Source organism: Actinomadura craniellae, from assembly GCF_003289645.1.
GTDB lineage: Bacteria > Actinomycetota > Actinomycetes > Streptosporangiales > Streptosporangiaceae > Actinomadura_D > Actinomadura_D craniellae.
This window is the reverse complement of record NZ_QLYX01000010.1, coordinates 118,905-143,256: the sequence shown is the minus strand read 5'-3', so window position 1 is coordinate 143,256 and position 24,352 is coordinate 118,905. Positions and strand designations below refer to the sequence as shown.

Here is a 24,352-nt window from a genome sequence, read left to right as displayed (position 1 = left end):
GGAAACGCAACCTTTACTGTTGGTGCATGCGGATCCATGTGGTGAGCGACGTGCACGGGAACGTGGCGGCGCTGGGGCGGGCCGGGGACGGCGCCGACATGTTCATCTGCCTGGGCGACCTGATCCTGTTCATCGACTACGCCGACCACGGGCAGGGGATCTTCGCGGAGCTGTTCGGGCAGGAGAACGCCGACCGCCTCATCGAGCTGCGGACGAGCAAGCGGTTCGAGGAGGCGCGCGAGTTCTCCCGGCGGATGTGGGGGTCGCTCGACGACGCCTGGGCGCACATCGAGAAGGCGGTGCGGCGCCAGTACACCGAACTGTTCACGGCCATGCCGGAGCCGGCCTACCTCACCTACGGCAACGTCGACATCCCGCGGATGTGGGACGACTACCTGCGCGCCGGCCACCAGGTGCTCGACGGCCAGGCCGTCGAGGTGAACGGGGTGCGGTTCGGGTTCGTCGGTGGCGGGCTGCGCACCGAGTACCGCACGCCCTACGAACTGGACGACGAGGTCTACGCGGCCAAGGTCGCCGCGGTCGGCGCGGTGGACGTGCTGTGCTGCCACATCCCGCCGGCCGTGCCGGAGCTGCTGTACGACACGGTGGCGCGCCGGTTCGAGCGGGGCAGCGAGGCCGTGCTGGCGGCGATCCACGAGACCCGGCCGCGCTACGTGCTGTTCGGGCACGTCCACCAGCCGCTGGCCCGGCGGGTCCGCATCGGCCGGACCGAGTGCGTGAACGTGGGGCACTTCCGGTCGGCCGGGGTCCCCTACGTGCTTGACCTGTAGGAGTACCCTCCGCGAAGGGACGGGCGACGAGTTCGAAGGGAAGACGCAGATGGCGGACCGCACGAGTTCTTCCATCACGATCCACGCGAAGCGGGACGAGGTCATGGCGGTCATCGCCGACCTCGAGAACTATCCGGTCTGGGCCGGTGGCATCCGCGCGGTGGAGGTGCTGGAGGCCGGCCCCGACGGGCGGCCCGCCCGGGCCCGGCTGACGATCGACGCGGGGCCCATCCGGGACACCTACGGGCTGGTCTACCACTGGGAGCCCGACGACACCGGGGTGCGCTGGGAACTCGTCGAGAAGGGGAACGTGGTGACCGCGCTGCACGGCTCGTACACCCTGGCCGAGTCGGGGGCGGGCACCGAGGTGACCTACGAGCTCGCCCTCGACTCCAGCATGCCGATGATCGGCCTGCTCAAGCGCAGGGGAGAGAAGATGATCATCGACTCGGCGCTGAAAGACCTGAAGCGACACGTCGAGCGCTGAGTAATACCTTCGCTACCCGTTCCGGAGCGGTACGGTTTCTCGCCTACGACAGGTGATGATGTCCCTATGACCGAGCAGCCAGGCCAGGTGATCGAAGAAGCCGTGCGGCTCTTCGAAACGTTGCGCGAGAAGATGCGCGGCGACGACACGGCGGCCGGTGACGTGTGGAGCCGCGCCGTACGCGAAGAGCACCCCCCGGGCACGGCCGAATGCCGGTACTGCCCGATCTGCCGGGCGATCGCGGCGGCCCGTGAGTCCGGCCCCGACGTCGTCGGCCAAGTGCTGGAGGCCGGGCGGTCGCTGGCCGCCGCGCTGCGGGAGGCCGCCGCGGCGTACGAGCGGACCCGCTCCACCCCGCCGCGGGCCGGTGCCGACGGGGACCCCATCGACATCGGCTAGCGAGCGGTGACCGGGTGGCCGGGCCGCCCGGCGGAGGAGGATGCATACATGGCCCTGACCATCGGCGTGGACGTCGGCGGAACGAAGGTCGCCGCGGGGGTGGTCGACGACGATGGCCGGATTCTGGAGAAGCTCCGCAGGCCCACGCCGTCCACCAATCCCAAGGAGACGGCCACGGTCATCGCCGAGGTCGTCGATCTGCTGAAGGGCCGGTTCGGGTCCGTCGAGGCCGTCGGGCTGGGTGCCGCCGGATTCGTCGACGAGACCCGTTCCACCGTGCTGTTCGCCCCCAACCTCGCCTGGCGCGACGAGCCGATCAAGGAGAAGGTGGAGAGCCTGGTCGGCCTGCCGGTGGTGGTCGAGAACGACGCCAACGCGATGGCCTGGGGTGAGGCCCGGTTCGGGGCCGGCCGGGGCGAGGACTTCCTGGTCTGCGTCACCCTGGGCACCGGCATCGGGGGCGGCATCATCGTCGACGGGCAGCCCTACCGCGGCCGGTACGGCATCGGCGCCGAGTTCGGCCACTTCCGGGTGGTGCCCGAGGGGCGTCGCTGCGGCTGCGGCAACCGCGGCTGCTGGGAGCAGTACGCCAGCGGCAACGCGCTGGTTGCCGAGGCGCGCGACCTGGCCCGGGTGGCTCCGGTGCAGGCGGCCCGCCTGCTGGAACTGGGCGGCGGCGGCCCGGAGGGCATCCGCGGCCCGGAGGTGACCCGGGCGGCCCGCGAAGGCGACCCGGCCGCGCTGGAGTGTTTCCGCACGGTCGCCCGTTGGACCGGTCAGGGCCTGGCCGACCTGGCCGCGATCCTCGACCCGGGCGCGTTCATCATCGGCGGCGGGTTGTCGGACGCCGGTGACCTGCTGCTCGAACCCATCCGGGAGGCGTTCGAGCAGGCGCTGACCGGCCGCGGCTACCGGGTGACCGCCGACATCCGGATCGCCGAGCTGGGCCCGGCCGCCGGGATCGTGGGAGCCGCGGACCTCGCCCGCAACCGCTGAGCCGGGAGCAGGCGGAACGTGCGGTGGGCGGAGTGACCGTGCGACGGGCGAGACGGCGCCGGGCCTCGTGAGCCGGGGGAGCCGGGTGGAGCGACCCGTCCGGTGAACCGGCGGGGAGCGGGCGGAGCGAGTCGCGTGGTGAACGAGTGGGGCGAAGCGGCGGCGAGCGCCGCCGATCGGGGGAGCGCGCGGCCTGCTACGCGGCGAACGTGCGGGGGAGATGGTCGGTGTGATTGAACCGGGGGAGCGGGACGGGCGGACCACCGGATGAACGGGCGGGGTGTGGTGGTGGCCGGATCCGGGGTCCCGGTCCGGCTGCTCAGCTACAACGTCCGGTCGCTGCGCGACGACACCACGGCGCTGGCCCGGGTCGTCCGCGGCTACCGGCCCGATCTCGTCTGCGTGCAGGAGGCACCCCGGTTCCTGGGGTGGCGGGCCCGCCGCACCGGGTTCGCCCGGGCGTGCGGGCTGGTCACGGCTGCGGGGCGGCGCGCGGCCGGGTTGGCGGTGCTCGCCGGTCCCCGGGTCCGGCCGCTGCACCGCGAGTACCACCTGCTGGCCCGGGTGCCCGGCCTGCACCGGCGCGGGCTGGCGATCGCGGTGGTGGAGATCGACCGGGCCCCGCTGATCGTCGCGTCCACCCACCTCGACCTGGACGCCACGGCCCGGCGGGCGCACGCGGGCCAGCTGGTCGTGCTGCTGGAACGGGCCCGCCGCCGGTACGGCGCGCCCGTGGTGCTGGCCGGTGACTTCAACGAGCGCCCCGGTGAACCGGCGTGGGAACTGCTGGCCCGGCGGCTACGGGACGGATACACCGTGGCCCCGGCCGGGGAGGCGGCGACCTCCACCGCGCGTTCCCCCCGGACCCGGATCGACGCGGTCTTCGCCGACCCGGAGATCGGGATCGCCGGTTGCGGGGTGCCGGTCGACCCGGTGCTCGCCGCGGACTATCCGGCGGCCACCGACCACCGCCCGGTACTCGCCGAACTCACGCTCCGCCGCGCCCTGCCGGGCCGGCCCTCCGGCATCACGGCGCCGTGACACGGAAGAGCCCACGTGGATGATCCTTCAGCCTTCGGTGCGCCACAGCGCCCTGGATCCTGAAGGATCATGGGGGCTGTCAGACGATGGCGCCGTCGTCGGTGTCGCGGGGGTCGTCGCCCATCCGCAGCACGAGGGTGACGAAGCCGCCGATGAAGGCGGCGACCGCCAGGAAGGCGGCCCAGCCGGGCACCGACCAGCCGAGAACCACGGTGAGCAGCAGGTAGAGCGGGCCGCCGACCAGAGCCGCCCAGGCGGCGCGGCTGACGGGGTCGCCGCTGGGCAGCGGGGGTGGGGGCGGGGGGACGTAGTGCCCCTCGTCGTCGGGTTCGAGCGGTTCGTCCTCGTCCTCGTCGTCCTGGTCCTCGTCGACGGGCTTGATCACTCGGACCGTCGGCAGCCGGCCGGTGCGGTCGCCGGGAGCGTCGTCAGGAGCGTCGTCGGGCTCGTCGAGGTTCTCCTGCTCGGGCCAGGGGGTGGCGCCGTCCTCGGGGGCGGTGTCGTAGCCGGCCACGATCTCGGCCCAGATGGCGTCGTCGTCCCGTTCGGCGGTGCTCGTGGCGCCCGCCTCGCTCGGCCGGGGCTCGGGGTCGGAGCCGTCGGAACTCCACGGCCCGACGTCGTGCAGCCGGGTCAGGTGGGTCTCCAGGATGCCCTCGGCGGTCGCCTTCATCGCGGTGTCGACGTACAGCCGGTCGAGGGGATCGCCGGACGGTTCCGGGCCGGCCGGATCGGGCAGGGGGGCCGCGTAGGCGGCGACGCCCGCCTGGCGAAGCTCCGTGAGCATGGCATCGGCGAGGTGCGGCGCCAGGTCGATCAGCGGGGCGTACGAGTCGGCCGTCAGTCCGTTGCCACGGCGGTTCACGAGGTCGGCTCCGTTTCCTGGCGCTCCTGGGACGGGACGCTCGCCCCCGGCCTCGGCGGACCCGGCGGCAACGGCATGTCGGCCTCCGCTCCCCAGATGTGAGTTCAACGACGAGCCTACGCGCCGGCGGTTGCTGGACGTGCACGAGGCCGAGATGTGGTGTGGGCGCCTATGGTTCGGGATGGGAAGATGTTCCATCATCCCCGGTTCACCCCGCCGCGGGAAGCGCGTGACGGAGGAAAGGTGTCCGCATGAACTGGTTCTGGGTCTTGCTCAGGGTGGTCCTCACGCCGGTCCTCTACCTCCTGTGGCGGCCGCGGAACTCCGGGATCGGGAACGTCCCGAAGTCCGGTCCGGCGATCCTGGCCTGCAACCACCTGTCCTTCGCCGACCATTTCTTCGGCCCGCTGCCGCTGCGCCGGCCGATCATCTTCATCGGCAAGCGCGAGTACTTCACCGGCCGCGGGATCAAGGGACTGGTCAGCAGGCTGTTCTTCTCCGGGGTCGGGGTGATCCCGGTCGACCGCACCGGTGCCGGTGCCGGCGACGCCGCGCTGACGACCGGGCTGCGGGTGCTGCGCGAGGGCCGGCTGCTCGGCATCTACCCCGAGGGCACCCGGGCCCCTGACAACCGCCTCTACCGGGGTAAGACGGGGGTGGCCCGGCTGGCCCTGGAGTCGCGCATCCCGGTGATCCCGATGGCGATGATCAACACCTTCGAGTTGATGCCCGCGGGGCGGCGGCTGCCCCGGCTCGGCATCCGGCCGGGGGTGCGGTTCGGTGCGCCGCTCGATTTCTCCCGGTACTACGACATGGCCGACGACCGGGCCGTGCTGCGCAAGGTCACCGACGAGATCATGCAGGCCATCCAGGCGCTGTCCGGCCAGGAGTACGTCGACAAGTACGCCGCCGATGCCAAGGCGGAGGCGACCGAGTCGGGGTGAAATGACCGCTTTATCCCCTTGTTTCGGCCAACGGGGATTATTGCGTTTACAAGGGTCTTAGCAGTTCGCGCGCATGATGTCCTTAATCGACCATCGAGACAAGGACCACCATGGCAGACGACGACAAGCGGGTGGCGGGCGGAGCCGCCCCCCAAGAACCCCGGCCTGACAGCCCGCCCCCACCGCCGCCGCCGGGAGCGGCCCCGCCGTTTCCCCCGCCGCCGGCCCGGCCGCCCGGCGCGTGGCGGGAGCGGGCCCGTTCCCGCCCCGCCCAGCTGGTCGCCGCCGGACTCGCCGGGGCGCTCATCGGCGGTGGCCTGGTGGCCCTCATCGACCTGCTGGACGACCACGAGGAAAGGCACGTCTACGTCGTCGAGCACCCGAGGGGGCCGGGGTACTGGATCCTCCCGGGGCAGCCGGCCTTCCCGGGGCAGCCGCGCGGGTACCGGGTCCCCCGGCCGTGGGAGGACAGGGTCCCGCCGGGCGTTCCGTTCCCCGCGCGGCCGACACAGCAGGCTCCCTCGGCCTCGCCCAGCGACTGATCGCCGCCGTCCGCGCCCCGCCCGCCGGGGCGCGGACGTCTGGTGCTTTCGCTGCGAACCGTTCACCATCACGGGCGAAGCACCCTGACGGCACCTTCGCGACATCGGGCGGGAACCGCCGGCCCGCCGGCGGCATCTATCGGGAAGGCGACCCCGGTGGGGTCCGGGCGGCGGGAGGAACGGTATGGAAGGCGACACCTGGGGGATCTCCGGCCCGGCGTTCATCGCCGGGTTCGCGGCGGCCGGAGCGGTGCTCTTCGTGGTCACGCTGGCGCTGCGGTTCCTGCTGCGCCGGGGACGGTCGGCCTCCCGCGAACTGCACCCCTACGAGATCGCCTATCTGATCGGGGGAGCGTCCCGCGCCACCGCCGCCGCCCTCGCCGGGCTTCGGCTGATGGGCCTGATCGCCTCTCCCGCCCGGGGCCGGGTCGCCCTGGCCCCCGCCGCCCCGGCGGTCCGGGCCCCGCTCGACAACCCCCTCGACGACGCCCTCGTCGCCGCGCTGCGCCGCAAGGGCAGCGCCCGGGTCAACACCGTGCCGGCCGTCCCCGAGGTGCGGCAGGTGCTGGACGGTCTCGCCGCGGGGCTGGAGCGCGACGGTTACGCGCTCGGTTCCCGGGAGCGCTCTGCGTTGCGGTGGACGGTCCTGCCGCTCCTCACCCTGTTCGCGATCGGTGTGGCCCGGCTGGTGGCCGGCCTGTCCAATGACCGGCCGGTCCTGTTCCTGGTGATCGCGCTGGTCGTTCTCGCGGTCGTCGTCCTCGGGCTGCTGCTCGCGCCGACGCCGCGGGCCAGCGGCGCGGGCCGGCGGGCGCTGCGCGACGCGCGGCGGCGCGGCGAGTCGCTCAACCCCGCGATGTCCCCGGCCTGGGCGACGTACGGGCCGTCCGGGGCGGCGCTCGGCGTCGCCCTGTACGGCGGGCTGGCCCTCAGCAGCATCGACCCCGACTTCGCGACCCAGGCCGAGATCCAGCGCAACCTGGCGGTGGGCGATTCGGGTGGTTCGAGCAGCTACTACGGCGGCGGTACCTCCTCGTGTGGCGGTGGCGGAGGCGGTTGCGGCGGTGGTGGCGGTGGAGGCTGCGGCGGATGACCGCCGGGCCGGGCACGGGCATCGGCCGGCGGCCGATGCCCGTCGTCCTGCGGCGGAGGATGCGGAGGGTGCGGGGGATGATCGCCGAACTGGGTGTGGGCATCGGCTGGCGGCCGGAGATCGCCGGTTTCGTGGCCGAGCTGCCCGGGCTGGGTTTCACCGAGGTCATCGCCGAGTCGGTCCATCCGGACCGGCCCTGGCCGGGCCTCCTGGAACTGCGCGACCGGGGGGTGGCGGTGGTGCCGCACGGCGTGCGGCTCTCGCTCGGCGGCGCCGAACCCGTCGACCCGGCCCGGGTGGCGCACCTGGCCGGTTGCGCCGAGGCGCTGGGCGCACCGCTGGTCAGCGAGCACATCGCGTTCGTGCGCGCGGGCGGGCTGGAGGCCGGGCACCTGCTGCCGGTGCCCCGCACCCGGGAGGCCCTCGACGCGCTCACCGCCAACATCCGCCGCACCACCGCCGAGCTGCCGGTGCCGCTTGCCGTCGAGCCCATCGCGGCGCTCTTCGACTGGCCGGACGCCGAGTACGACGAGGCCGACTTCCTCACCGAACTGCTCGACCGCACCGGCGTCCTGCTGCTGCTCGACGTGGCCAACGTGTACGCCAACGCCCGCAACCGCGGCGCGGATCCCACCGCCCTGCTCGACCGGCTGCCGCTGGAACGGATCGCGTACGTGCACCTGGCGGGCGGTTCGGAGCACGACGGCTTCTACCACGACACCCACACCGACCCCCTGCCCGCCGGGGTGCTTGCCCTGACTGCCGAGCTGTGCGCCCGCCGCCGCCCGCCCGGCCTGCTGCTGGAACGCGACGGCCGCTACCCGCCCGCCGCCGAGCTGCGCGCCGAACTCGACGCCCTCGCCGCCACCGCCGGCCTCCCCGCGATCACATGACCGCTCCCGGAGCCGGCGGGCTGGCGGCGGCACAGGAGGCGCTGGTGCGTGCCCTGGTGGCGGGCGGGCCGCTGCCGCCGGGGTTCGACCCGGTGGCGGTGGGCGCGGCCGAGCGGGCACTGCTCGGCAAGCGGGCCGGGGAGGTGGGCCGCGCCTGGCCGGAGCTGGCCCGGGCCTACGGCGACGGATGGCGTGACGCGTTCGCCGGCTGGGCCCGGGGCCGTCCGCCCGGCGGCGCGCGACGGGACGGGTGGGGCTTCGCCCGCGCCCACGCGGCGACGCTGCCGCCCGCCGCCCGCCGCGAGCTCGCCGTGCACGAGGCGTGCTGGGCCCATGCCGCGGCTCCTACCGCGGGGGCGGAGCCCCGACCTCGCCGGCTGGCCCTGCGGCGCCTGCCCGGCGGGGTGGTGGTGCGGGTTCCGGGACGGGTGTGGGTGGTGGCCCGCCGCACCGGGTAGGGCCTGTGGCCGGAGGGTCACCGAACATTCACCCGGAGACTCCGGATGAACCACTATGGTCTAGACCAATAGGGCACGCCGGAGACCTCGGTGAATGCCGGGTGCAGGCATGTCCGCGCCACTAATCTGGCCGGGTGAGCAATGGGGAGGAATACATGCGCGTCGGAGTGCTGACCGGTGGAGGAGACTGCCCCGGTCTGAACGCGGTCATCCGCGCTGTGGTGCGCAAGGGCGTCCAGGAGTACGGCTACGAGTTCGTCGGCTTCCGGGCCGGCTGGCGCGGTCCGCTGGAGGGCGACACGATCGCCCTCGACGTGCAGGCGGTCCGCGGCATCCTGCCGCGCGGCGGCACGATCCTCGGATCGTCGCGCACGAACCCGATCAAGGTCGAGGGCGGCGTCGAGCGCATCAAGGACAATCTGGCGGGCCTGGGGGTCGACGCGCTCATCGCGATCGGCGGCGAGGACACCCTCGGCGTCGCGCGTGAGCTGTACGACAACGGGGTCAACGTCGTGGGGGTGCCCAAGACGATCGACAACGACCTCAACGCGACCGACTACACCTTCGGGTTCGACACCGCGGTCAACATCGCGATGGAGGCCATCGACCGGCTGCACACCACGGCCGAGAGCCACCACCGGGCGCTGATCTGCGAGGTCATGGGCCGGCACGCAGGCTGGATCGCGCTGCACGCCGGCATGGCCGCCGGGGCCAACGTCGTCCTGATCCCGGAGCAGCCGTTCGACATCGAGAAGGTCGTCGAGTACGTCGAGAGCCGGTTCAAGACCCGGTACGCCCCGATCATCGTGGTCTCCGAGGGCGCGCACCCGGTCGACGGGCAGATGGAGCTACAGACCGGCGAACTCGACGCATTCGGGCACGTCCGGCTGGGCGGCATCGGCCAGCGGCTGGCCGACGAGATCGAGAAGCGCACCGGCAAGGAGGCGCGCTGCACCGTCCTGGGGCACATCCAGCGCGGCGGCACGCCCACGGCCTTCGACCGGGTCCTGGCCACCCGGTTCGGCCTGCAGGCCATCGACGCGGTGCACGACGGCGACTACGGCAAGATGGTCGCGCTGCGGGGCACCGACATCGTCCGGGTCGGTCTCGACGCCGCCACCGAGCAGCTCAAGGTCGTCCCGGTCGAGCGGTACGCCGAGGCCGAGGTCTTCTTCGGCTGAGCCGGGCGAGCGGCCGGGCGGTCCGTGTCGCGGGAGCGGAGGCCCGGTCGCGGCGGGCGCGGCCGAGCCGAGCGGGCGGGCGGGTCCCTTCACCGTGCGGTGAAGGGGCCCTTTTCGCTGCGGGAACACGTTGAGTCGTTCGCGGTGTTTGCTCTCGTGCGCGACACTGTCAGCGCAGTCGTTTTCCCCGTTCGCAGGAGGTCTTCAGCATGTCCACGCTCGGTGTCACCCGTGCGGAGACGATCCCGCAGGCCTCCCCGCCGCCCGCCGCGGAGTGCGTCGGGGGCGAGCCGTGCGTGCTGCTGAAACTCGGTGAACTCGTCCTCAAGGGCAAGAACCGGGAGCTGTTCGAGCGACGGCTGCAGAACAACCTGCGCGCCGCGGTCCGCGACATCGCCCGGGTCGAGATCGCCCGGCGGTACGGGGTGATGGTGCTGCGCAGCGAGGGCGCCGACGTCGCGACGATCGACCGGCTGGTCCGCCGTGCCACCGACGTGATGGGCATCGTGCGCGCGCACCGCGCATGGCGGGTGAACAAGGACGTGGACGGCGTCGTCCAGGCCGCCCTGGACCTGATGGCCGGGCGGAGCGGCAGCTTCGCGGTCCGCGCCCGCCGCCGCGACAAGCGCTTCCCGCTCACCTCCACCGAGCTCGACCGCCTGGTCGGGCAGCGCATCGTCGACGCCTACGGGCTGCAGGTCAGGCTGGCCGCGCCCGACCACACCGTGTCGATCGAAGTCGACCGCGACGAGGCCTTCGTGTTCACCGACGGTGTGGCCGGTCAGGGCGGGCTGCCCGTCGGGATGAGCGGCCGGGCGCTGGTGCTCATGTCGGGCGGCATCGACTCGCCGGTCGCCGCCTACCGGATGATGCGCCGCGGCCTGCGCGTCGACTACCTGCACTTCTCCGGGATGCCCTTCACCGGGCCCGAGTCGATCTACAAGGCGTACGCGCTGGTCCGGGAGCTGGACAAGTTCCAGGGCGACTCCCGGCTGTACGTGGTGCCGTTCGGGAAGGCCCAGCAGCAGATCAAGTCCTCCGGCGCCGACCGGTTGGCGATCATCGCGCAGCGCAGGCTGATGCTGCGGACGGGCGAGGTCCTGGCCCGCAGGCTGGGCGGCGCGGCGCTGATCACCGGTGACTCGCTGGGACAGGTGAGCAGCCAGACCCTGGCCAACATCACCGCCCTCGACGACGCCGTGCAGCTGCCGATCCTGCGCCCGCTGATCGGGCTCGACAAGATCGAGATCATGGACCAGGCCCGTCGCGTCCGTACCCTGTCGATCTCCGAACTGCCGGACGAGGACTGCTGCACCCTCCTCGCACCGCGCCGCGCCGAGACCCGTGCCAAGATCGACGACCTGCGGCAGATCGACCGGCGGCTCGACGCCGACGAACTCGCCGAGCAGCTCGCCGAGGGCGTTCAGCTGCACCGTCCCCGCTACGGCGAGAGCACCTGACCGGCGGTCGTCGGGCTCAGCGCGGGTCGAAGTCGGACGGCCGGGGTGGCTCGGGGCCGTCCGGGCCCATCCGGACGGCGCGTTCCAGACGGACGATGCGGAACCGCCGGCCCAGCACGGTGATCCCGGCCCGCCGGGCCGGGTCGTCCATCAGGTCGGCGGCCGCCGAGTACTCCAGGCGGTCGATCTCATCGGGTTGCTCGACCACCGGCACCAGATGCCGGAAGTAGAACGCCAGGGCACCCCGGGCCGCCCCGGGACCGGAGTGGGCGCGCGAGGTGATCCGCCACCGCCCCTCGGTGTGCTCGGCCACCGCGAAGGCCGGCCGCAGGAACACCGGTTCGGGGTAGTCCTCGAAGGCCCGGCGCTCGGCGTCGTCCGCGCGGCCCGTCGTGGCGGCGAGCAGCCGGGCGTCGAACTCGGCCGCCACGGCGCCGGCCGGCGGCGGCACGGGCAGCAACTCGGCCGGGCCCGGCCCGGTCGCGGGGTCGTGGTCGGTGGGCCGGGGCGCTTCGGGGCCGTCCAGCCCGATCCGCAGCACCTGCTCGACGCGGACCACGCGCAACCGCCGGGTGCCCAGCGTGAGCGCGTCGAGCCGCCGTTCCTCCAGTTGCGCGGCGGCCGCGCGCAACCCCCGCCCCTCGGCGTCGGGGCGGGCCGCCGCGTCGGCCCGGAGCAGACCGCCCAGCGCCTCCCGGGCGTCCTGCGGCACAGGGGTGCAGGGCAGGAGCACCCGCCAACCGCCGGGCACCCGCTCGGCCGCCGTGAACATCGGGCCCGTCGGCGACAGCCCGGGATAGGCGTCGCTCGCCCGGCAGGCGTCCGCCGCCGCGACGGCCGCCACGGGGTCCACCGTGGCCAGCAGATCGCGGAACTCCTGCGCCAGCGCATCGCCATCCCCACCGACCATGCGGGACATGATGGCCTCTCGGACGGGTCCGGCGCAGGCCGATGACCGCAGGGTCACAACCGGGTTCCGGGCCGGAACCGGCCCGGAACCCGGCATCGGTCAGCGGCGCTCCGGCAGCACCAGGAGGAGCAGGCTGCACCCGATCCCGGCGAGCCCGACCAGCGCGACGCCGCCGAGATCCTCACCGAGCACCGCCAGGCCGAGCAGCGCGGCCACCGCCGGCTCCGCCAGGCCCAGCGTGGTGGCCACCGCCACCGGGGTACCACGCAGCCCGCGCGCGTACAGCACGTACCCGACCGCGGTGGTCACCCCGCCCAGGTAGCCCGCGACCAGCAGGCCGGACCCGGTGAGCATCCAGCCGGAGGAGCCGAGCAGCAGCACCGGGAGCAGCAGCAGCCCGGCACCGCCGAACAGCGCCGCGACCACGGCCTGGTCACCCCCACCCCCGACGATGAGATGGGAGGCGATGGTGGCGTAGACCGCGTAGCCCAGCCCCGACAGCAGCGCCAGCGCCACACCGAGCGGTTCGACCCCGGCCTCCTGGCCGCCGCCGATCAGCGCGGCGCAGCCCAGCACCGCGCCCGCGGTGGCCGCCAGCCACCGCCGCGACAGCGGGTCCCCACCGGTCAGCCAGGACAGCAGCCCGGCGAACGCGGGAGCGCTGCCGATCGTGACGACGGTCCCGGTCGCGACACCGGTGCGGGCGACCCCGGCGAAGAACGCCGTCTGGTAGACCGCCACGCAGATCACCCCCACGGCCAGCAGCAGCCGGGCGCGACGGGAGGACAGCAGCCGGCGCAGTTCCGCCCCACGCCCGACCAGAGACGCGAGAAGGACCAGCAGCAGGCCGCCCACGACGATGCGGGCGGCACCGACCGACACCGGGCTCGCCCCCTCCGGCGCCAGCGCGCGGACGGTGCCGGTCGTCCCCCACAGGGACGCGGCGAGCAGGATCGACCCGGCCCCGCCGAGCCGGGCGGAGGCAGGGATTTCGGGAGTACGCACGGACATGAACAGGTCTCCTGACCACGAATCGGAAGGGAGGCTTCGGATCCGGGGCAGGGCGGCAGGCCGCGTGCGGGCATGCGAAAACCCGGCGACACGGCGCCGGGTCGTTCAGCGAGTGGCCGCTGCCCCGGTCAGGGGGCCGGCGGCGGGGTTACGGCATGCCAGTAGGTCATGGCGGCAGACTAACCGATCGCCACGGCGACCACGCGGGGAGCCCCACGTGATCGCCGTGCCCCTCCCTCGGCTCAGACAGTGTTTGCCGCCGCCCTCGCCTCGGTCGGTCGCTGCGCGGACCGCTCGTCCCTCACGGGCCGCTCCGCTCCCTCCCTCGGCTCAGGCGGGGAGCGGGTCGGGGTTGGTGGCCGGGGTCAGGGAACGGCCGAAGACGGGTGGCAGTTCGCGGGCCAGCCGGGCCAGTTCGCGCAGGTCGCCGTCCACCAGTGCCTGCGGGCCGTCGCACAGGGCGGTCTCGGGGTGCGGGTGCACGTCGATGATCACGCCGTCGGCGCCGACCGCGATCGCGGCCCGGGTCAGCGGCAGCACCAGGTCGCGGTGCCCGCCGGAGTGCGACGGGTCGACGATCACCGGCAGGTGGCTGAGCCGCTGCGCCACCGGAACCGCGCTGATGTCGAGGGTGTTGCGGGTGGCCTTCTCGAAGGTGCGGATGCCGCGCTCGCACAGCACGATGTCGAGGTTGCCGCGCTGGGCGATGTACTCGGCGGCCATCAGCCACTCCTCGATGGTGCCGCTCATCCCGCGCTTGAGCAGGACCGGCCTGCCCACCTCGCCGGCCGCCTGGAGCAGCGCGAAGTTCTGCGCGTTCCGGGTGCCGATCTGCAGCATGTCGGCGTAGGAGGCCACCAGCTCGACGTCGTGCGCGTCCACGACCTCGGTGACGACCGGCATGCCGGTCTCGGCCCGTACCTCGGCGAGGATCTTCAGCCCGTCCTCGCCCAGCCCCTGGAAGGCGTACGGGGACGTCCGCGGCTTGAACGCGCCGCCCCGCAGCAGCGACGCGCCCGCGGCCTGCGCCATCTGCGCGGCCTGCAGGGTCTGCTCCGGTGTCTCGACCGCGCAGGGCCCGGCGATGAGGGTCATGGTGTCGGGCCCGATCGGCACGCCGCCGACCCGGACCACCGAGCGATCGGGGTGGTTCTCCCGGCTGACCAGCTTGTAGGGCACGGAGATCCGCACCACGTCGGCGACGCCGCTCATGCCGCGCAGGTTCAGCGAACCGAACTGCTCGACGTCGCCCACCAGCCCGACGATGGTCCGGTTCACCCCGCGGCTGACGAAGGCGTCGCCGCCCGCCGTCTCCACCAGCGAGACGACGGCCGTGAGATCTGCTTCGGTGGCCTCCGGGGCCATCACGATCACCATGTTCTGCGGGTCTCCTCGTATGCGTAAAAGCGAAAAGCCCCGGACCGCTCGGTCCGGGGCTCTCCTGCGTGGTCTGTCAGCGCAACGTCTGGCAGACCGGCGGGGGATTCCCGGACCGGCCGTACCAAAAGAAATAGACGGCGTTGCGCATGCGAGCCAGGGTAACCCATGAGGCGGAGCCGCCGCCCGGGTGGGCCCGGATACGGCCAGTCTCCGGGAGATGGGAGGATGAGCGAGTCATGTCCCCATCCGAGAAGCGGCTGCCACCCGGACAGTACGTCCCCCGTGGCTGGCCCGTGCTGCACTACGGTCCGGTGCCGAAGTTCCGGCCCGCGGACTGGGACTTCCGTGTCTTCGGTGCGACGGAGTCGGGCGAGCACCACCGCTGGACCTGGGACGAGTTCGAGCGCCTGCCCCAAACCGAGGCGGTCGCCGACTTCCACTGCGTCACCAAGTTCACGATCCCCGACAACCTGTGGCGCGGTGTCTCCGGCACGACCATGGTGGAACTGGTACCGCCCCATCCGGACGCCACCCACGTCATGGTCTGGGCCGATTACGGCTACAGCGCCAACGTCCGGATGTCGGACTTCCTCGCCGACGCGACCATGTTCGCCACCCACCGCGACGGCGAGCGCCTCAGCCCCGACCACGGCTTCCCGGTCCGGCTCGTGGTGCCCCACCTGTACGCGTGGAAGAGCGTCAAGTGGGCCCGGGCGGTGGAATACCTGATCAAGGACCGGCGTGGTTTCTGGGAGGAGCGCGGCTACCACAACGTCGCCGACCCCTGGGGCGAGCAGCGCTACTCCTACCAGGAGGAGGACGGCGAGGCGCCGCCGCTGTAGATCGGGTCAAGACATTCTGCTCACCTGGTGAAGCGGGTTGCGTGCGGAGAGTGATCTGGGCAGGGTCCTCGTATGCTTCGCCTGCTGGCCGTGGACGAGGAGTCCCCCGCACTCGACCGATTGGTGCGACTGCTGCGGGAGGACCCCCGGGTTGAGCACGTCGACGTCGCCGGGCCCGCCGGGGCGCTGAGCAGGCTCGGCCGCACCCTGCTGGCGGGGGAGCGGCTGGACGCGGTCTTCCTCGACGTCCGGATGCCCGGCCTCGACGGCCTCGACCTCACCCGGCTGCTGGCCGGGTACGCCGACCCGCCCGCGGTGGTGTTCGTGACGGCCCACCGCGACTGCGCGCTGGCCGCCTACGAGCTCGGCGCGGTCGACTACGTCCTCAAGCCGGTCGGGGCGGAGCGGCTGGCCGAGTCGGTCCGCCGGGTCGAGCGCGTCGCCGGTTCCCGCCCCGACGGCGCCGAGCCGCCCGCCGCGGACGCCGAGCTGATCCCGGTGGAGCTGAGCGGCCGGACCCGGCTGGTGCCGCGCTCGGCCGTCACCCACGTCCAGGCGCACGGCGACTACGTGCGGCTGCACACCGGCGACGGCCGCTACCTGGTGCGCATGCCCCTCGCGGCGCTCGCCCGCCGCTGGGAGGGGGCGGGGTTCATCCGGATCCACCGCAGCACCCTTGTCGCCGCCGGGCACATCCAGGAGTTGCGCTTCGAGGCGGGCCGGGCCGCCGTGCAGGTGGGCGGGGAACTGCTGCCGGTGAGCCGCCGGCACACCCGTGCGGTCCGCGACCTGCTCGTCCGGGGCTTTCGCCAGGAGAGCGGCCCGGTCGGGTGAGCCGTTCGTCGTGCGGAACCGACCGCTCATCTTTCGATCACTGTGCGTATATCGCTGGCTACGCACCGTTGATCGAGCATCGCGTTTTCGGGGGTCCCCGAGCGCGGTAGGCCGCCTAGTGTTCTCCGTGTCACCAGAACTCACCGGAACAAACCGGGAGATCTGGCGAGACGGCGAAGCTGTCCCGCGCCGTGCACGGTGGAAACCGGACGCGTCTTTCGCGAGGAGTTCCGCCGTCCGCCGGGTCAGGGCCGGTGGATCCCGTACCGGGGGGGTGGGATCCGCTGGCGACGCTCGGGCGCTGCTGGACAGTCGGGGGGTTGTCCGGCAGCGCCCGAGTTTTTTCTCTACTCGGTGTCGCGCAGCCGCTTGAGGGTCTCGATGTCCTTGCGATGCGGATCGGCCGACCGCCCTGGCGTCTCGATGATGAACGGCAGCCCCGCCACCTGCGGATGCCGCAGCAGTTCGGCGAACGGCCCTTCCCCGATGTGCCCCGCGCCGATGTTCTCGTGCCGATCCTTGGCGGACCCGCAGACGTCCATCGAGTCGTTGGCGTGGATCAGCTTGAGCCGCCCCGCCCCCACGGTCTCCACCAGCGCGTCGATGGTCTCGGCCACTCCCCGCTCGGCGGCGAGGTCGTGCCCTGCCGCGAACGCGTGGCAGGTGTCCAGGCACACCCCCACCCGAGGGTGCCGCTCCAGCGCCTCGAAGTACGGCCCGAGTTGCTGGACGGTCGCACAGAGCATCGCCCCCTGCCCCGCCATCGGCTCCAGCAACAGGTCGGGCCCGTCCTCGGGAATCTCCTCGACCACCGGCAGCAGATGCTCGTGGATCTGCCGCATCGCCTCGTCATAGGACTGGCTGACCGCCGACCCCGTATGCACCACCACCCCGAGCGCCCCGACCTCCCGCCCCCGCTTCAGCGCATTACGAATCGACCCCAGCGACTTCTCCAGCGTGTCGGCACTGGGCGACCCCACATTCACCAGATAAGGAGCATGCACATAAACCGGCACCTCACTCTCGGCCAGCCGCGCATCCTCATCCGGCTTCCCAGCGCTCTGCGCCCACCCCCGCGGATTCGACACGAACACCTGCACGGCCTCAGCACCGATCTCAGCCGCGTACTTCAACCCCCCGGTGGCCAACCCCCCGGCCACCGGCACATGCGCCCCAATCGGGCTCTGCACAGCAGTCATAGACCCGCAACCCTACCGCCGCCCCAAACTCACCCCGGGAAGGACGAGACAGGCGCCGATGCGCAGCGAGGCGAAAAGGGAGCGGCGCCCGCGCCGTCTGGACTGAGGAGCGGTGAAGATCGTGAGGAACGAGCGATCTTCACCGCGACGAGGGAAGACGGCGCGCCAAGGGCGCCGCGACCAGCGAGCGAAGCGAGCCAGGCAAGCAGGGAGCGGCGCCCGCGCCGTCTGGACTGAGGAGCGGTGAAGATCGTGAGGAACGAGCGATCTTCACCGCGACGAGGGAAGACGGCGCGCCGAAGGCGCCGCGACAAGCGCGAGGAACGAGCGCCAAGCAAACTCAGTGCCAGATCACGATCGGGGAGTTGCGTGGGGCGTTGCCGTTGGCGGGTTGCTGGCGCAGTACCCGGCCGCTGCCGATCTGGTGCCGCACGTCCACCTGGAAGCCTGCTCCCTGCAGCATGTTCCTGGCTTCGTCCACGCTTCGCCCCAGCACGGTCGGTACCGGGATCTGGTTCGGATCGTTGTTGTTGCCGTTGCCGCAGAACGGGTTCCACCAGGGGCAGTCGCGCCCCTTCTGCACGGTGAGGGTGACGGTGTCGCCGGGGTTGACACCGGTGCCGCCGGGCGGGTTCTGGCTGAGCACGGTGCCGGGCGGTTTGCCGTCCTGTTCCTGTTCCTCGACTTTGACGGCCAGGCCCAGGGCGCGCAGTTGCTGCTCGGCGCTCTGCCGGGGCTGGCCGGTCAGGTCGGGGAGTTGCACGCCGTTGCTGAGGACGAGGGTGACGGGCTTGTCGGGTTGGTGGCTCCTGCCCGCGGGCGGGTCGGTGCGGATCACCTGGTCCTTGGGCACGGGCCGGCCGGTGGGGGAGAACTCGCGGTGGACGGCGCCGACCTCGAACTTGTCGTCCTTGAGGGCCTGGGTGGCTTCGTCCTGCGACTTGCCTGACACGTCGGGGATTTCGCGCGGGTAGGGGCCTTTGGAGAGGGTGAGGGTGACGGCCGTGCCCTGTTTGACGTCGGTGCCGGGGGCGGGGTCGGTGCTCATCACCCGGTCGCGGGGGACCGTGTTGCTGTAGCCGCCCTTGCGTACCTGCACGGTGAGCCCGTTGCCGGCCAGTTCGGTCTTCGCCTGTTCGGCGCTCATCCCGATGATGTTCTTGGGGATGGAGTCGTACTGCCCTGACACCTGGTACCAGACGGCCCAGCCGAGTACCACGACGGCGAGGGCGCCCACCGCGATCAGCGCGTACCGCCCGGTCACGGTGTCGATGAGCCGGTCCATGAAGGAGCCGCGGGCCACCGGCGGGAGGGTGTCGGGCTGCTGGTAGACGCGGGTGTGCGGGGCGGCGGCCGGGGGCGGGGCGTGCCCGAGCACCGAGGTGACGTTCTGCGGGGCGTTCTGCAGCCGGTGGTCGATGTCGGGCGGCAGTGTCGCGTGGACGTCGGTCACGGCGGCGAGGAACTGGCCGGCGTCGGCGGGCCGGCGGGCCGGGTCGTGGCCGGTGGCGCGGGTGACGAGCACGTCGAGTTGCGGCGGCAGCCCTGGGATGGCGCTGGACGGCGGCGGCACGACCTCGTTGACGTGCTTGTAGGCGACGGCGAGGGGGGTGTCGGCCTGGTGCGGCTGGTGGCCGGTGAGCATCTCGAACAGCATGATGCCGGCGGCGTACACGTCGGAGCGCACGTCGGCGTGCCCTGAGACCACCTGCTCGGGGGCCAGGTAACCGACCGTGCCGATGATCAGCCCGGTCTTGGTCTGTTTGCTGGCGGTTTCGGCCCGGGCCAGGCCGAAGTCGGCCACCTTGACCATGCCGTCGTCGGTCAGCAGCACGTTCTCGGGCTTGACGTCGCGGTGCACCAGCCCGGTGCGGTGGGCGGCGGCGAGCGCGGCCAGCGCCGGCTGGAGGATCTCCAGGGCGGTGCGCGGGCCCAGTCGGCCCCGCTCGTCGAGGAGGTCACGCAGGGTGCGGCCCGGGACGTACTCCATCGCCAGGAAGACGTGGTGGCCGTCGGTGCCCTGGTCGTAGACCGCCACCACGTTGGGGTGGGAGAGCGCGGCGGCGGCCTTGGCCTCGCCGATGAACCGGCGGACGAAGTCGTCGTCCTGTGCCAGGTTCTGGTGCATGACCTTGAGCGCGATGTTCCGGCCGAGCTTGAGGTCGCGGGCCCGGTAGACCGTGGCCATGCCGCCGCGGGCCACCCGGGACTCAATGCGGTAGCGCCCGTCGAGCACCTGCCCGACGAGTGGGTCCGCAACCGTCGTGTCCATCGGTGTGAGTGTACGGGCGTTTCGCCGTTGCTCCCATCGGCCTCCGGTATGAGGTATGGGTAGTTCCGAAACGTGATTTAGACCGGCCGGCTGAGGCCGGCCCACGGGGAGGACGCCTGCGCGTGCCGGCGGACCGGGATTCGGCCGGCCAGCCGGGCGAGCCGGCCGGCCTGGACGCCGTGGCGCATGGCCGCGGCCATCGTCGCCGGCGACTGCGCGCGGGTCACCGCGGTGGCCAGCAGCACGGCGTCGCAGCCCAGTTCCATGGCGAGTGCGGCGTCGCTGGCGGTGCCGATGCCGGCGTCGAGGATGACCGGCACCCCGGCGGACTCGACGATCAGTTCGATGTTGTGCGGGTTGCGGACGCCCAGCCCGGAGCCGATGGGGGAGCCCAGCGGCATGACCGCGGCACAGCCGACCTGCTCCAGCCGCCGGGCCAGCACCGGGTCGTCGTTGGTGTAGGGCAGTACCACGAAGCCGGCATCGACCAGTTGCTCCGCGGCGTCGATCAGCTCGACGGGGTCGGGCAGCAGGGTGCGCTCGTCGGCGATCACTTCGAGCTTGACCCAGTTCGTCCCCAGCGCCTCCCGGGCGAGCTTGGCGGTGAGCACCGCCTCGCCCGCGGTGAAGCAGCCGGCGGTGTTGGGCAGCACCCGGATCTCGCGGCGGCGCAGCACGTCGAGCACCGAGCCGCGGGCCGCGGGGTCGACCCGGCGCATCGCGACGGTGGTCAGCTCGGTGCCGGATGCGGCCAGCGCCTCCTCCAGCACGTGCATGCTCGGCGCCCCGCCCGTCCCCATGATCAGCCGGGACCCGAACGTCTCACCCGCGATGACCAGCTCGTCGCTTCCCTGCTCGGCCGTGGTCGTGTTCCGGGTCATGTCTCAGCCTCCTTGCACGGCGGTCAGCACTTCGAGCCGGTCCGCCTCCCGTACCGCGGTCTCCGTCCACAGCGCCCGCGGCACCACTTCGTCGTTGAGCGCCGCCGCGACGCCCGCGGCGGCCGTCGTCACCGCCGAGACCAGGGCGGCGACGGTCGTTCCGGCGGGGACCTCGCGCGGGGTCCCGTTGACGATCACCTGCATGCGCCCACCCTGCCGTCGAAACGGTCGGGGGTGAACGGCCGGGCGACCTCCGGCAACGTCCCCTCCAGCAGCAGCTCGGCGATGGAGTCGGCGGTCACCGGGGCCAGCAGCACTCCGTTGCGGAAGTGGCCGGTGGCCAGCACCAGCCCCGGCAGTGCGCCGGGGCCCAGCAGCGGGGCGTTGTCGGGCGAGCCCGGCCGCAGCCCCGCGTTGGCCTCGGCGAACCGCAGCTCGGTGACGCCCGGCAGCAGCTCCCGGGCGTCACGCAGCAGTTCCCACAGCCCGCCCGCGGTGACCGTCACGTCGTGGCCCATCTCCTCCTGGGTGGCGCCGATCACGATCTCCCCGTCGGCCCGCGGGACCAGGTAGACCGAGGAGCCGCGGACCACGCCCCGGGTGGCCCGGCGCAGGAAGGGCGTCTCGGCCCGCAGCCGCAGTACCTGTCCCTTGACCGGCCGGACGCCCGGCAGCGCGTCCGGCGGCAATCCGCTGATCTCGCCGGTCCAGCAGCCGGCGGCCAGCACGATCTGCCCGGCGCGCAGCTCGGTGCCGCCGGCGAGCCGGACCCCCACGGCCCGGTCGCGCTCGACGATCACCTCGGCGACCTGCTCCCTGACCAGCCGGGCCCCGGCGTGCCCGGCCGCCGCCAGCAGCGCGGCGGTGAGCCGGCGGGGGTCGATGGAGCCGTCGTCGGGGGCGAGCAGCCCGCCCCGGACCGACGGCGCCAGCATCGGCTCCAACCGGCGGCACTCGCGCCCGGTCAGGGCCTGCGAGCGGACGCCCAGCGTCCCGTGCAGCCGCCGCAGGTCGTCGAGGAAGGCCAGGTCGTCGGCGTTGTAGGCGACCTGGAGGACGCCGTCGCGGCGGTGGTCGGTGGCGTGGCCGGTCAGCTCCTCCAACTCGGCGACGAACTCCGGGTAGCGGTCGCGCGAGGCGATGCCCAGGTGCAGCAGGCGCTCCTCGCCGTAGGTGAGCTCGCTGACCGGGGTGAGCATCCCGGCGGCCACCCCGGAGGCGGCGCCTGGATGACCGGAGTCGGCCAGCGTCACGTCCAAGCCGCCGGCGGCGGCGCGCCAGGCGACGGAGAGGCCGATCACCCCCGCCCCGACGATCAGCACATCGGAGTGCATGTTCGCTCCCTTCGCCGGCATGATCCGGATCAGGTCGTAGCGGTCGGCGGCCCGCTCAGCCGCCCTCTCAGCCCGGTCGGACCGGGCTCCCGCGCTGTCTCCCCCAGGGTAGATCCCCGCTTACGGGTAGCCTGCACCGATCTCCGTCGGATGCCGCGTACTACCATCCTTGGCCATGAACAGGGTGATCGTTGTCGGTGGCGGGCTGGCCGGGCTACGAGCGGTCGAGGCACTGCGCGCGCAAGGGTACGAGGGGTCGCTGACCCTGCTGTCGGCGGAGCGGCACCGCGCCTACGACCGGCCCCCGCTGTCCAAGGCCGTCCTGATGGGCGAGCGCGACGACACGACGGTGGACGCCGACTGGGACGCCCTCAACGCCGACCTGCTGTTCGGCGAGCGCGCCACCGGGCTGCGGCTCTCCGCCGGCGGGGGCGGGACCGTCGAGAGCACCGCCGGAGACCTGCCCTTCGACGGGCTGGTGATCGCCTCCGGAGCGACCCCGATCAGGCTGCCCGGAGACGGCCCGCAGCACGTGGTGCGGACGATCGAAGACTCCAGGACACTGCGCGACCGCCTGGTGGAGGGCACCCGAGTGGCGATCGTCGGCGCGGGCTGGATCGGCGCCGAAGTCGCCACCACGGCGGCCAAGAAGGGCTGCCGGGTCACCGTGGTCGAGGCCGCCGACACTCCCCTGGCCATCGCGCTCGGCCCCGAGATCGGCGCGCACACCGCCCCCTGGTACGCCGAGGCGGGCGTCGAGTTGCGCTATGGCGTCAAGGTCGCGTCCGTCGACGTCGGCGGGCTGACCCTGGCCGACGGCGGCCGGATCGACGCCGACGAGGTCGTGGTCGGCATCGGGGTGCGCCCCGAGGTGGGCTGGCTGGCCGGATCCGGGCTGGACGTCGAGCGGGGCGTGGTGACCGACGCCTCGCTGCGCGCCTCCGTGGCGGGGCAGACCCGTCCCGACGTGGTCGCGGTGGGCGACTGCGCCGCCTGGTGGTCCGACCGGTACGGGCGCAGGCTGCTCGTCGAGCACTGGGACACCGCCCTCAACGCCCCCGAGACGGCCGTCTCCGCCCTGCTGGGCGGGGAGGCGGTGTACGACGCGGTGCCCTATTTCTGGTCCGAGCAGTTCGGCCGCATGGTGCAGTACGTCGGGTACCACCCCGCCGCGCAGCGGTTCTTCTACCGGGGCGACCCGCGGGACGCCCGCTGGGCGGGATGCTGGCTCGCCGACGACCGTCTGGTGGCCCTGATCAGCGTCGGCCGGCCGCGTGACCTGGTCCAGGCCCGCAAGATCATCGCTGATGGCGTGGCCGTCGACGCCGAGGCGCTGGCCGACCCCGACGTTCCGCTGCGCGAGGCGGTCCGCGGCTGAGGGCCGCCCGCGGGTTTCGGAAGTCCTCACACGTGGTACGCAGGGGGCGTGACGCAGATGCACACCACCGTTGAACACACCCTCGACTCCCCGACGGCGGCCCTGGTGGACGACTGGCTCACCACCACGGAGACGGCCGAGCGGCTCGGCGTCAACCACAGCCGGGTCAAGCAGTTGCTGCGCGACCACAAACTGCTGGGAGCCCAGCGTGAAGAGGGTTTCCGCATCCCCGCCGCCTTCGTCCAGCAGGGGCAGGTCGTCAAGGGTCTGCCCGGCACCCTCACCCTGCTGGCGGACGCCGGCTACAACGACATCGAAGCCCTGAGGTGGCTCTTCACCCCCGATGACACGCTGCCCGGAACGCCTGCCCAGGCGCTCCTGGAGAACCGGGGAACCGAGATCCGCCGCCGGGCCCAGGCTCTCGCGTTCTGACCCCGCCAGCGGCGGGGCCCGTGGAGAAAGGGACGCCTCCCACCGTGCCCAGGCACCTGCTGTCCGATCGCGCCGTCGCGCTCCGGGCCCGGCTCGACCGGGCCCGGCTCTACCTCTGCACCGACGCCCGGGAACGCCAGGGCGATCTCCCCGGCTTCCTGGACGCCGCGCTGCGCGGTGGCGTCGACATCGTGCAGCTCCGGCAGAAGGGCCTGGAGGCCCGGCAGGAGATCGAGTACCTGTCGGTCTTCCGGGAGGCCTGTGACCGGCACGGGGCGCTCCTGGCGGTCAACGACCGCGCGGACGTGGCCCTGGCGGCGCGGGCGGACGTGCTCCACCTGGGGCAGGGCGACCTGCCGGTCCCGGTCGCCCGGGCGATCGTCGGGCAGGACGTGCTGATCGGGCGCTCCACCCACGCGGAGGAGGAGGCCGCCGCGGCGGCGGCCGAACCCGGCGTCGACTACTACTGCACCGGCCCGGTGTGGCCCACCCCGACCAAGCCGGGGCGGCCCGCACCGGGCCTCGGCCTGCTGAAGTACGCCGCCGCCCGGCACAGCACCCGGCCCTGGTTCGCGATCGGCGGCATCGACGCCGGCAACATCGACCAGGTGCTGGCCGCGGGCGCCACCCGCGTGGTGGTGGTCCGCGCCCTCACCGAGGCCGCCGATCCCGCCGCGGCGGCGGCGGAACTGTGCCGCCGCCTTCGTCCGGTGTACTGACCTGGGAGGG

26 protein-coding genes and 1 riboswitch are annotated in these 24,352 nt (G+C 73.0%); of the genes, 17 read left to right on the top strand and 9 right to left on the bottom strand.

Features of this window, described 5'->3' with window-relative positions; genetic code table 11:
* Positions 1–26 precede the first annotated feature (26 nt).
* The 5 genes from DPM19_RS21700 (at position 27) to DPM19_RS21680 (ending at position 3,714) form a co-directional block, all read left to right on the top strand.
* Entirely contained in the window at positions 27–791 is a 765-nt protein-coding gene (locus DPM19_RS21700; protein WP_111869803.1) for a metallophosphoesterase family protein, read from the top strand.
* Positions 792–840: 49 nt separating this feature from the next.
* On the top strand, positions 841–1,278 hold the full coding sequence (locus DPM19_RS21695; RefSeq protein ID WP_111869802.1) for an SRPBCC family protein: 438 nt from the start codon (positions 841–843) through the stop codon (positions 1,276–1,278).
* Between the two features lie 66 nt (positions 1,279–1,344).
* On the top strand, positions 1,345–1,677 hold the full coding sequence (locus DPM19_RS21690; protein WP_111869801.1) for a hypothetical protein: 333 nt from the start codon (positions 1,345–1,347) through the stop codon (positions 1,675–1,677).
* Positions 1,678–1,725: 48 nt separating this feature from the next.
* The gene (locus DPM19_RS21685) at positions 1,726–2,673 is read left to right on the top strand and encodes an ROK family glucokinase (protein ID WP_111869800.1); all 948 of its coding nucleotides are present in this window, start codon (positions 1,726–1,728) and stop codon (positions 2,671–2,673) included.
* 267 nt (positions 2,674–2,940) lie between these two features.
* Positions 2,941–3,714, top strand: a complete 774-nt coding sequence (locus tag DPM19_RS21680; RefSeq protein WP_111869799.1) for an endonuclease/exonuclease/phosphatase family protein — start codon at positions 2,941–2,943, stop codon at positions 3,712–3,714.
* Between the two features lie 79 nt (positions 3,715–3,793).
* Here the strand turns inward: DPM19_RS21680 and DPM19_RS21675 are convergent, their stop codons facing one another.
* Positions 3,794–4,579 carry a hypothetical protein gene (locus DPM19_RS21675; RefSeq protein ID WP_111869798.1) on the bottom strand — a complete coding sequence of 262 codons (786 nt, stop codon included), beginning with the start codon at positions 4,577–4,579 and terminating at the stop codon, positions 3,794–3,796.
* A 251-nt stretch (positions 4,580–4,830) separates the two neighbouring features.
* On the opposite strand from DPM19_RS21675, the gene DPM19_RS21670 reads away from it, so the two are divergent.
* From DPM19_RS21670 to thiI, 7 genes are all read left to right on the top strand, one after another.
* Positions 4,831–5,523 carry a lysophospholipid acyltransferase family protein gene (locus tag DPM19_RS21670; protein ID WP_111869797.1) on the top strand — a complete coding sequence of 231 codons (693 nt, stop codon included), beginning with the start codon at positions 4,831–4,833 and terminating at the stop codon, positions 5,521–5,523.
* A gap of 110 nt (positions 5,524–5,633) precedes the next feature.
* The gene (locus DPM19_RS34905) at positions 5,634–6,065 is read left to right on the top strand and encodes a hypothetical protein (protein ID WP_146778941.1); all 432 of its coding nucleotides are present in this window, start codon (positions 5,634–5,636) and stop codon (positions 6,063–6,065) included.
* Between the two features lie 184 nt (positions 6,066–6,249).
* Positions 6,250–7,158 (top strand): TIGR04222 domain-containing membrane protein, encoded by a 909-nt coding sequence (locus DPM19_RS21660; protein WP_111869795.1) that lies wholly within the window; start codon positions 6,250–6,252, stop codon positions 7,156–7,158.
* Positions 7,155–8,051: a DUF692 domain-containing protein gene (locus tag DPM19_RS21655; RefSeq protein WP_199485212.1), complete on the top strand. Its 897-nt coding sequence runs from the start codon at positions 7,155–7,157 to the stop codon at positions 8,049–8,051. Before DPM19_RS21660 ends, DPM19_RS21655 begins: the two co-directional genes overlap by 4 nt.
* Positions 8,048–8,509, top strand: a complete 462-nt coding sequence (locus DPM19_RS21650) for a hypothetical protein (protein ID WP_111869794.1) — start codon at positions 8,048–8,050, stop codon at positions 8,507–8,509. Before DPM19_RS21655 ends, DPM19_RS21650 begins: the two co-directional genes overlap by 4 nt.
* A 155-nt stretch (positions 8,510–8,664) precedes the next feature.
* Positions 8,665–9,690, top strand: coding sequence for a 6-phosphofructokinase (locus DPM19_RS21645; protein ID WP_111869793.1), 1,026 nt, complete (start codon positions 8,665–8,667; stop codon positions 9,688–9,690).
* 209 nt (positions 9,691–9,899) lie between these two features.
* Positions 9,900–11,150, top strand: a complete 1,251-nt coding sequence (gene thiI, locus DPM19_RS21640; protein WP_111869792.1) for a tRNA uracil 4-sulfurtransferase ThiI — start codon at positions 9,900–9,902, stop codon at positions 11,148–11,150.
* 16 nt (positions 11,151–11,166) lie between these two features.
* Here thiI and DPM19_RS21635 read toward each other — a convergent pair whose 3' ends face one another.
* From DPM19_RS21635 to aroF, 3 genes are all read right to left on the bottom strand, one after another.
* Positions 11,167–12,060 carry a DUF5954 family protein gene (locus tag DPM19_RS21635; RefSeq protein ID WP_146778940.1) on the bottom strand — a complete coding sequence of 298 codons (894 nt, stop codon included), beginning with the start codon at positions 12,058–12,060 and terminating at the stop codon, positions 11,167–11,169.
* 99 nt (positions 12,061–12,159) lie between these two features.
* Positions 12,160–13,071: a DMT family transporter gene (locus DPM19_RS21630; protein WP_111869790.1), complete on the bottom strand. Its 912-nt coding sequence runs from the start codon at positions 13,069–13,071 to the stop codon at positions 12,160–12,162.
* A 330-nt stretch (positions 13,072–13,401) separates the two neighbouring features.
* On the bottom strand, positions 13,402–14,448 hold the full coding sequence (aroF, locus tag DPM19_RS21625) for a 3-deoxy-7-phosphoheptulonate synthase (RefSeq protein WP_111869789.1): 1,047 nt from the start codon (positions 14,446–14,448) through the stop codon (positions 13,402–13,404).
* Between the two features lie 239 nt (positions 14,449–14,687).
* Here aroF and DPM19_RS21620 point away from each other — a divergent pair, with 239 nt between their 5' ends.
* Both DPM19_RS21620 and DPM19_RS21615 read left to right on the top strand, forming a co-directional pair.
* Positions 14,688–15,293 (top strand): sulfite oxidase-like oxidoreductase, encoded by a 606-nt coding sequence (locus DPM19_RS21620; RefSeq protein ID WP_111869788.1) that lies wholly within the window; start codon positions 14,688–14,690, stop codon positions 15,291–15,293.
* 72 nt (positions 15,294–15,365) lie between these two features.
* A complete protein-coding gene (locus DPM19_RS21615) occupies positions 15,366–16,127 on the top strand; it encodes a LytR/AlgR family response regulator transcription factor (protein ID WP_111869787.1) in 762 nt (253 codons plus the stop codon).
* A 347-nt stretch (positions 16,128–16,474) separates the two neighbouring features.
* Here the strand turns inward: DPM19_RS21615 and DPM19_RS21610 are convergent, their stop codons facing one another.
* The 5 genes from DPM19_RS21610 to thiO form a co-directional block, all read right to left on the bottom strand.
* Entirely contained in the window at positions 16,475–17,326 is an 852-nt protein-coding gene (locus tag DPM19_RS21610; protein ID WP_111869786.1) for a deoxyribonuclease IV, read from the bottom strand.
* Positions 17,327–17,666: 340 nt separating this feature from the next.
* Complete coding sequence (gene pknB, locus DPM19_RS21605) at positions 17,667–19,598, bottom strand: Stk1 family PASTA domain-containing Ser/Thr kinase (protein ID WP_111869785.1); 1,932 nt, start codon at positions 19,596–19,598, stop codon at positions 17,667–17,669.
* A gap of 77 nt (positions 19,599–19,675) precedes the next feature.
* Entirely contained in the window at positions 19,676–20,479 is an 804-nt protein-coding gene (locus DPM19_RS21600) for a thiazole synthase (RefSeq protein WP_111869784.1), read from the bottom strand.
* 3 nt (positions 20,480–20,482) lie between these two features.
* On the bottom strand, positions 20,483–20,683 hold the full coding sequence (gene thiS, locus DPM19_RS21595) for a sulfur carrier protein ThiS (protein ID WP_111869783.1): 201 nt from the start codon (positions 20,681–20,683) through the stop codon (positions 20,483–20,485).
* Positions 20,674–21,813 carry a glycine oxidase ThiO gene (gene thiO / locus DPM19_RS21590; RefSeq protein ID WP_111869782.1) on the bottom strand — a complete coding sequence of 380 codons (1,140 nt, stop codon included), beginning with the start codon at positions 21,811–21,813 and terminating at the stop codon, positions 20,674–20,676. The genes thiS and thiO overlap by 10 nt, the downstream gene beginning before the upstream one ends.
* Positions 21,803–21,916, bottom strand: a riboswitch (TPP riboswitch). Its footprint overlaps the gene before it by 11 nt.
* A 72-nt stretch (positions 21,917–21,988) precedes the next feature.
* On the opposite strand from thiO, the gene DPM19_RS21585 reads away from it, so the two are divergent.
* From DPM19_RS21585 to thiE, 3 genes are read left to right on the top strand one after another with little or no spacing between them, the layout of a single operon-like run.
* Positions 21,989–23,191 (top strand): NAD(P)/FAD-dependent oxidoreductase, encoded by a 1,203-nt coding sequence (locus DPM19_RS21585; RefSeq protein ID WP_111869781.1) that lies wholly within the window; start codon positions 21,989–21,991, stop codon positions 23,189–23,191.
* 57 nt (positions 23,192–23,248) lie between these two features.
* Positions 23,249–23,623, top strand: a complete 375-nt coding sequence (locus DPM19_RS21580) for an Rv2175c family DNA-binding protein (protein ID WP_111869946.1) — start codon at positions 23,249–23,251, stop codon at positions 23,621–23,623.
* A gap of 44 nt (positions 23,624–23,667) precedes the next feature.
* Entirely contained in the window at positions 23,668–24,342 is a 675-nt protein-coding gene (gene thiE, locus DPM19_RS21575; protein WP_199485211.1) for a thiamine phosphate synthase, read from the top strand.
* The last annotated feature ends 10 nt before the right edge of the window (positions 24,343–24,352 follow it).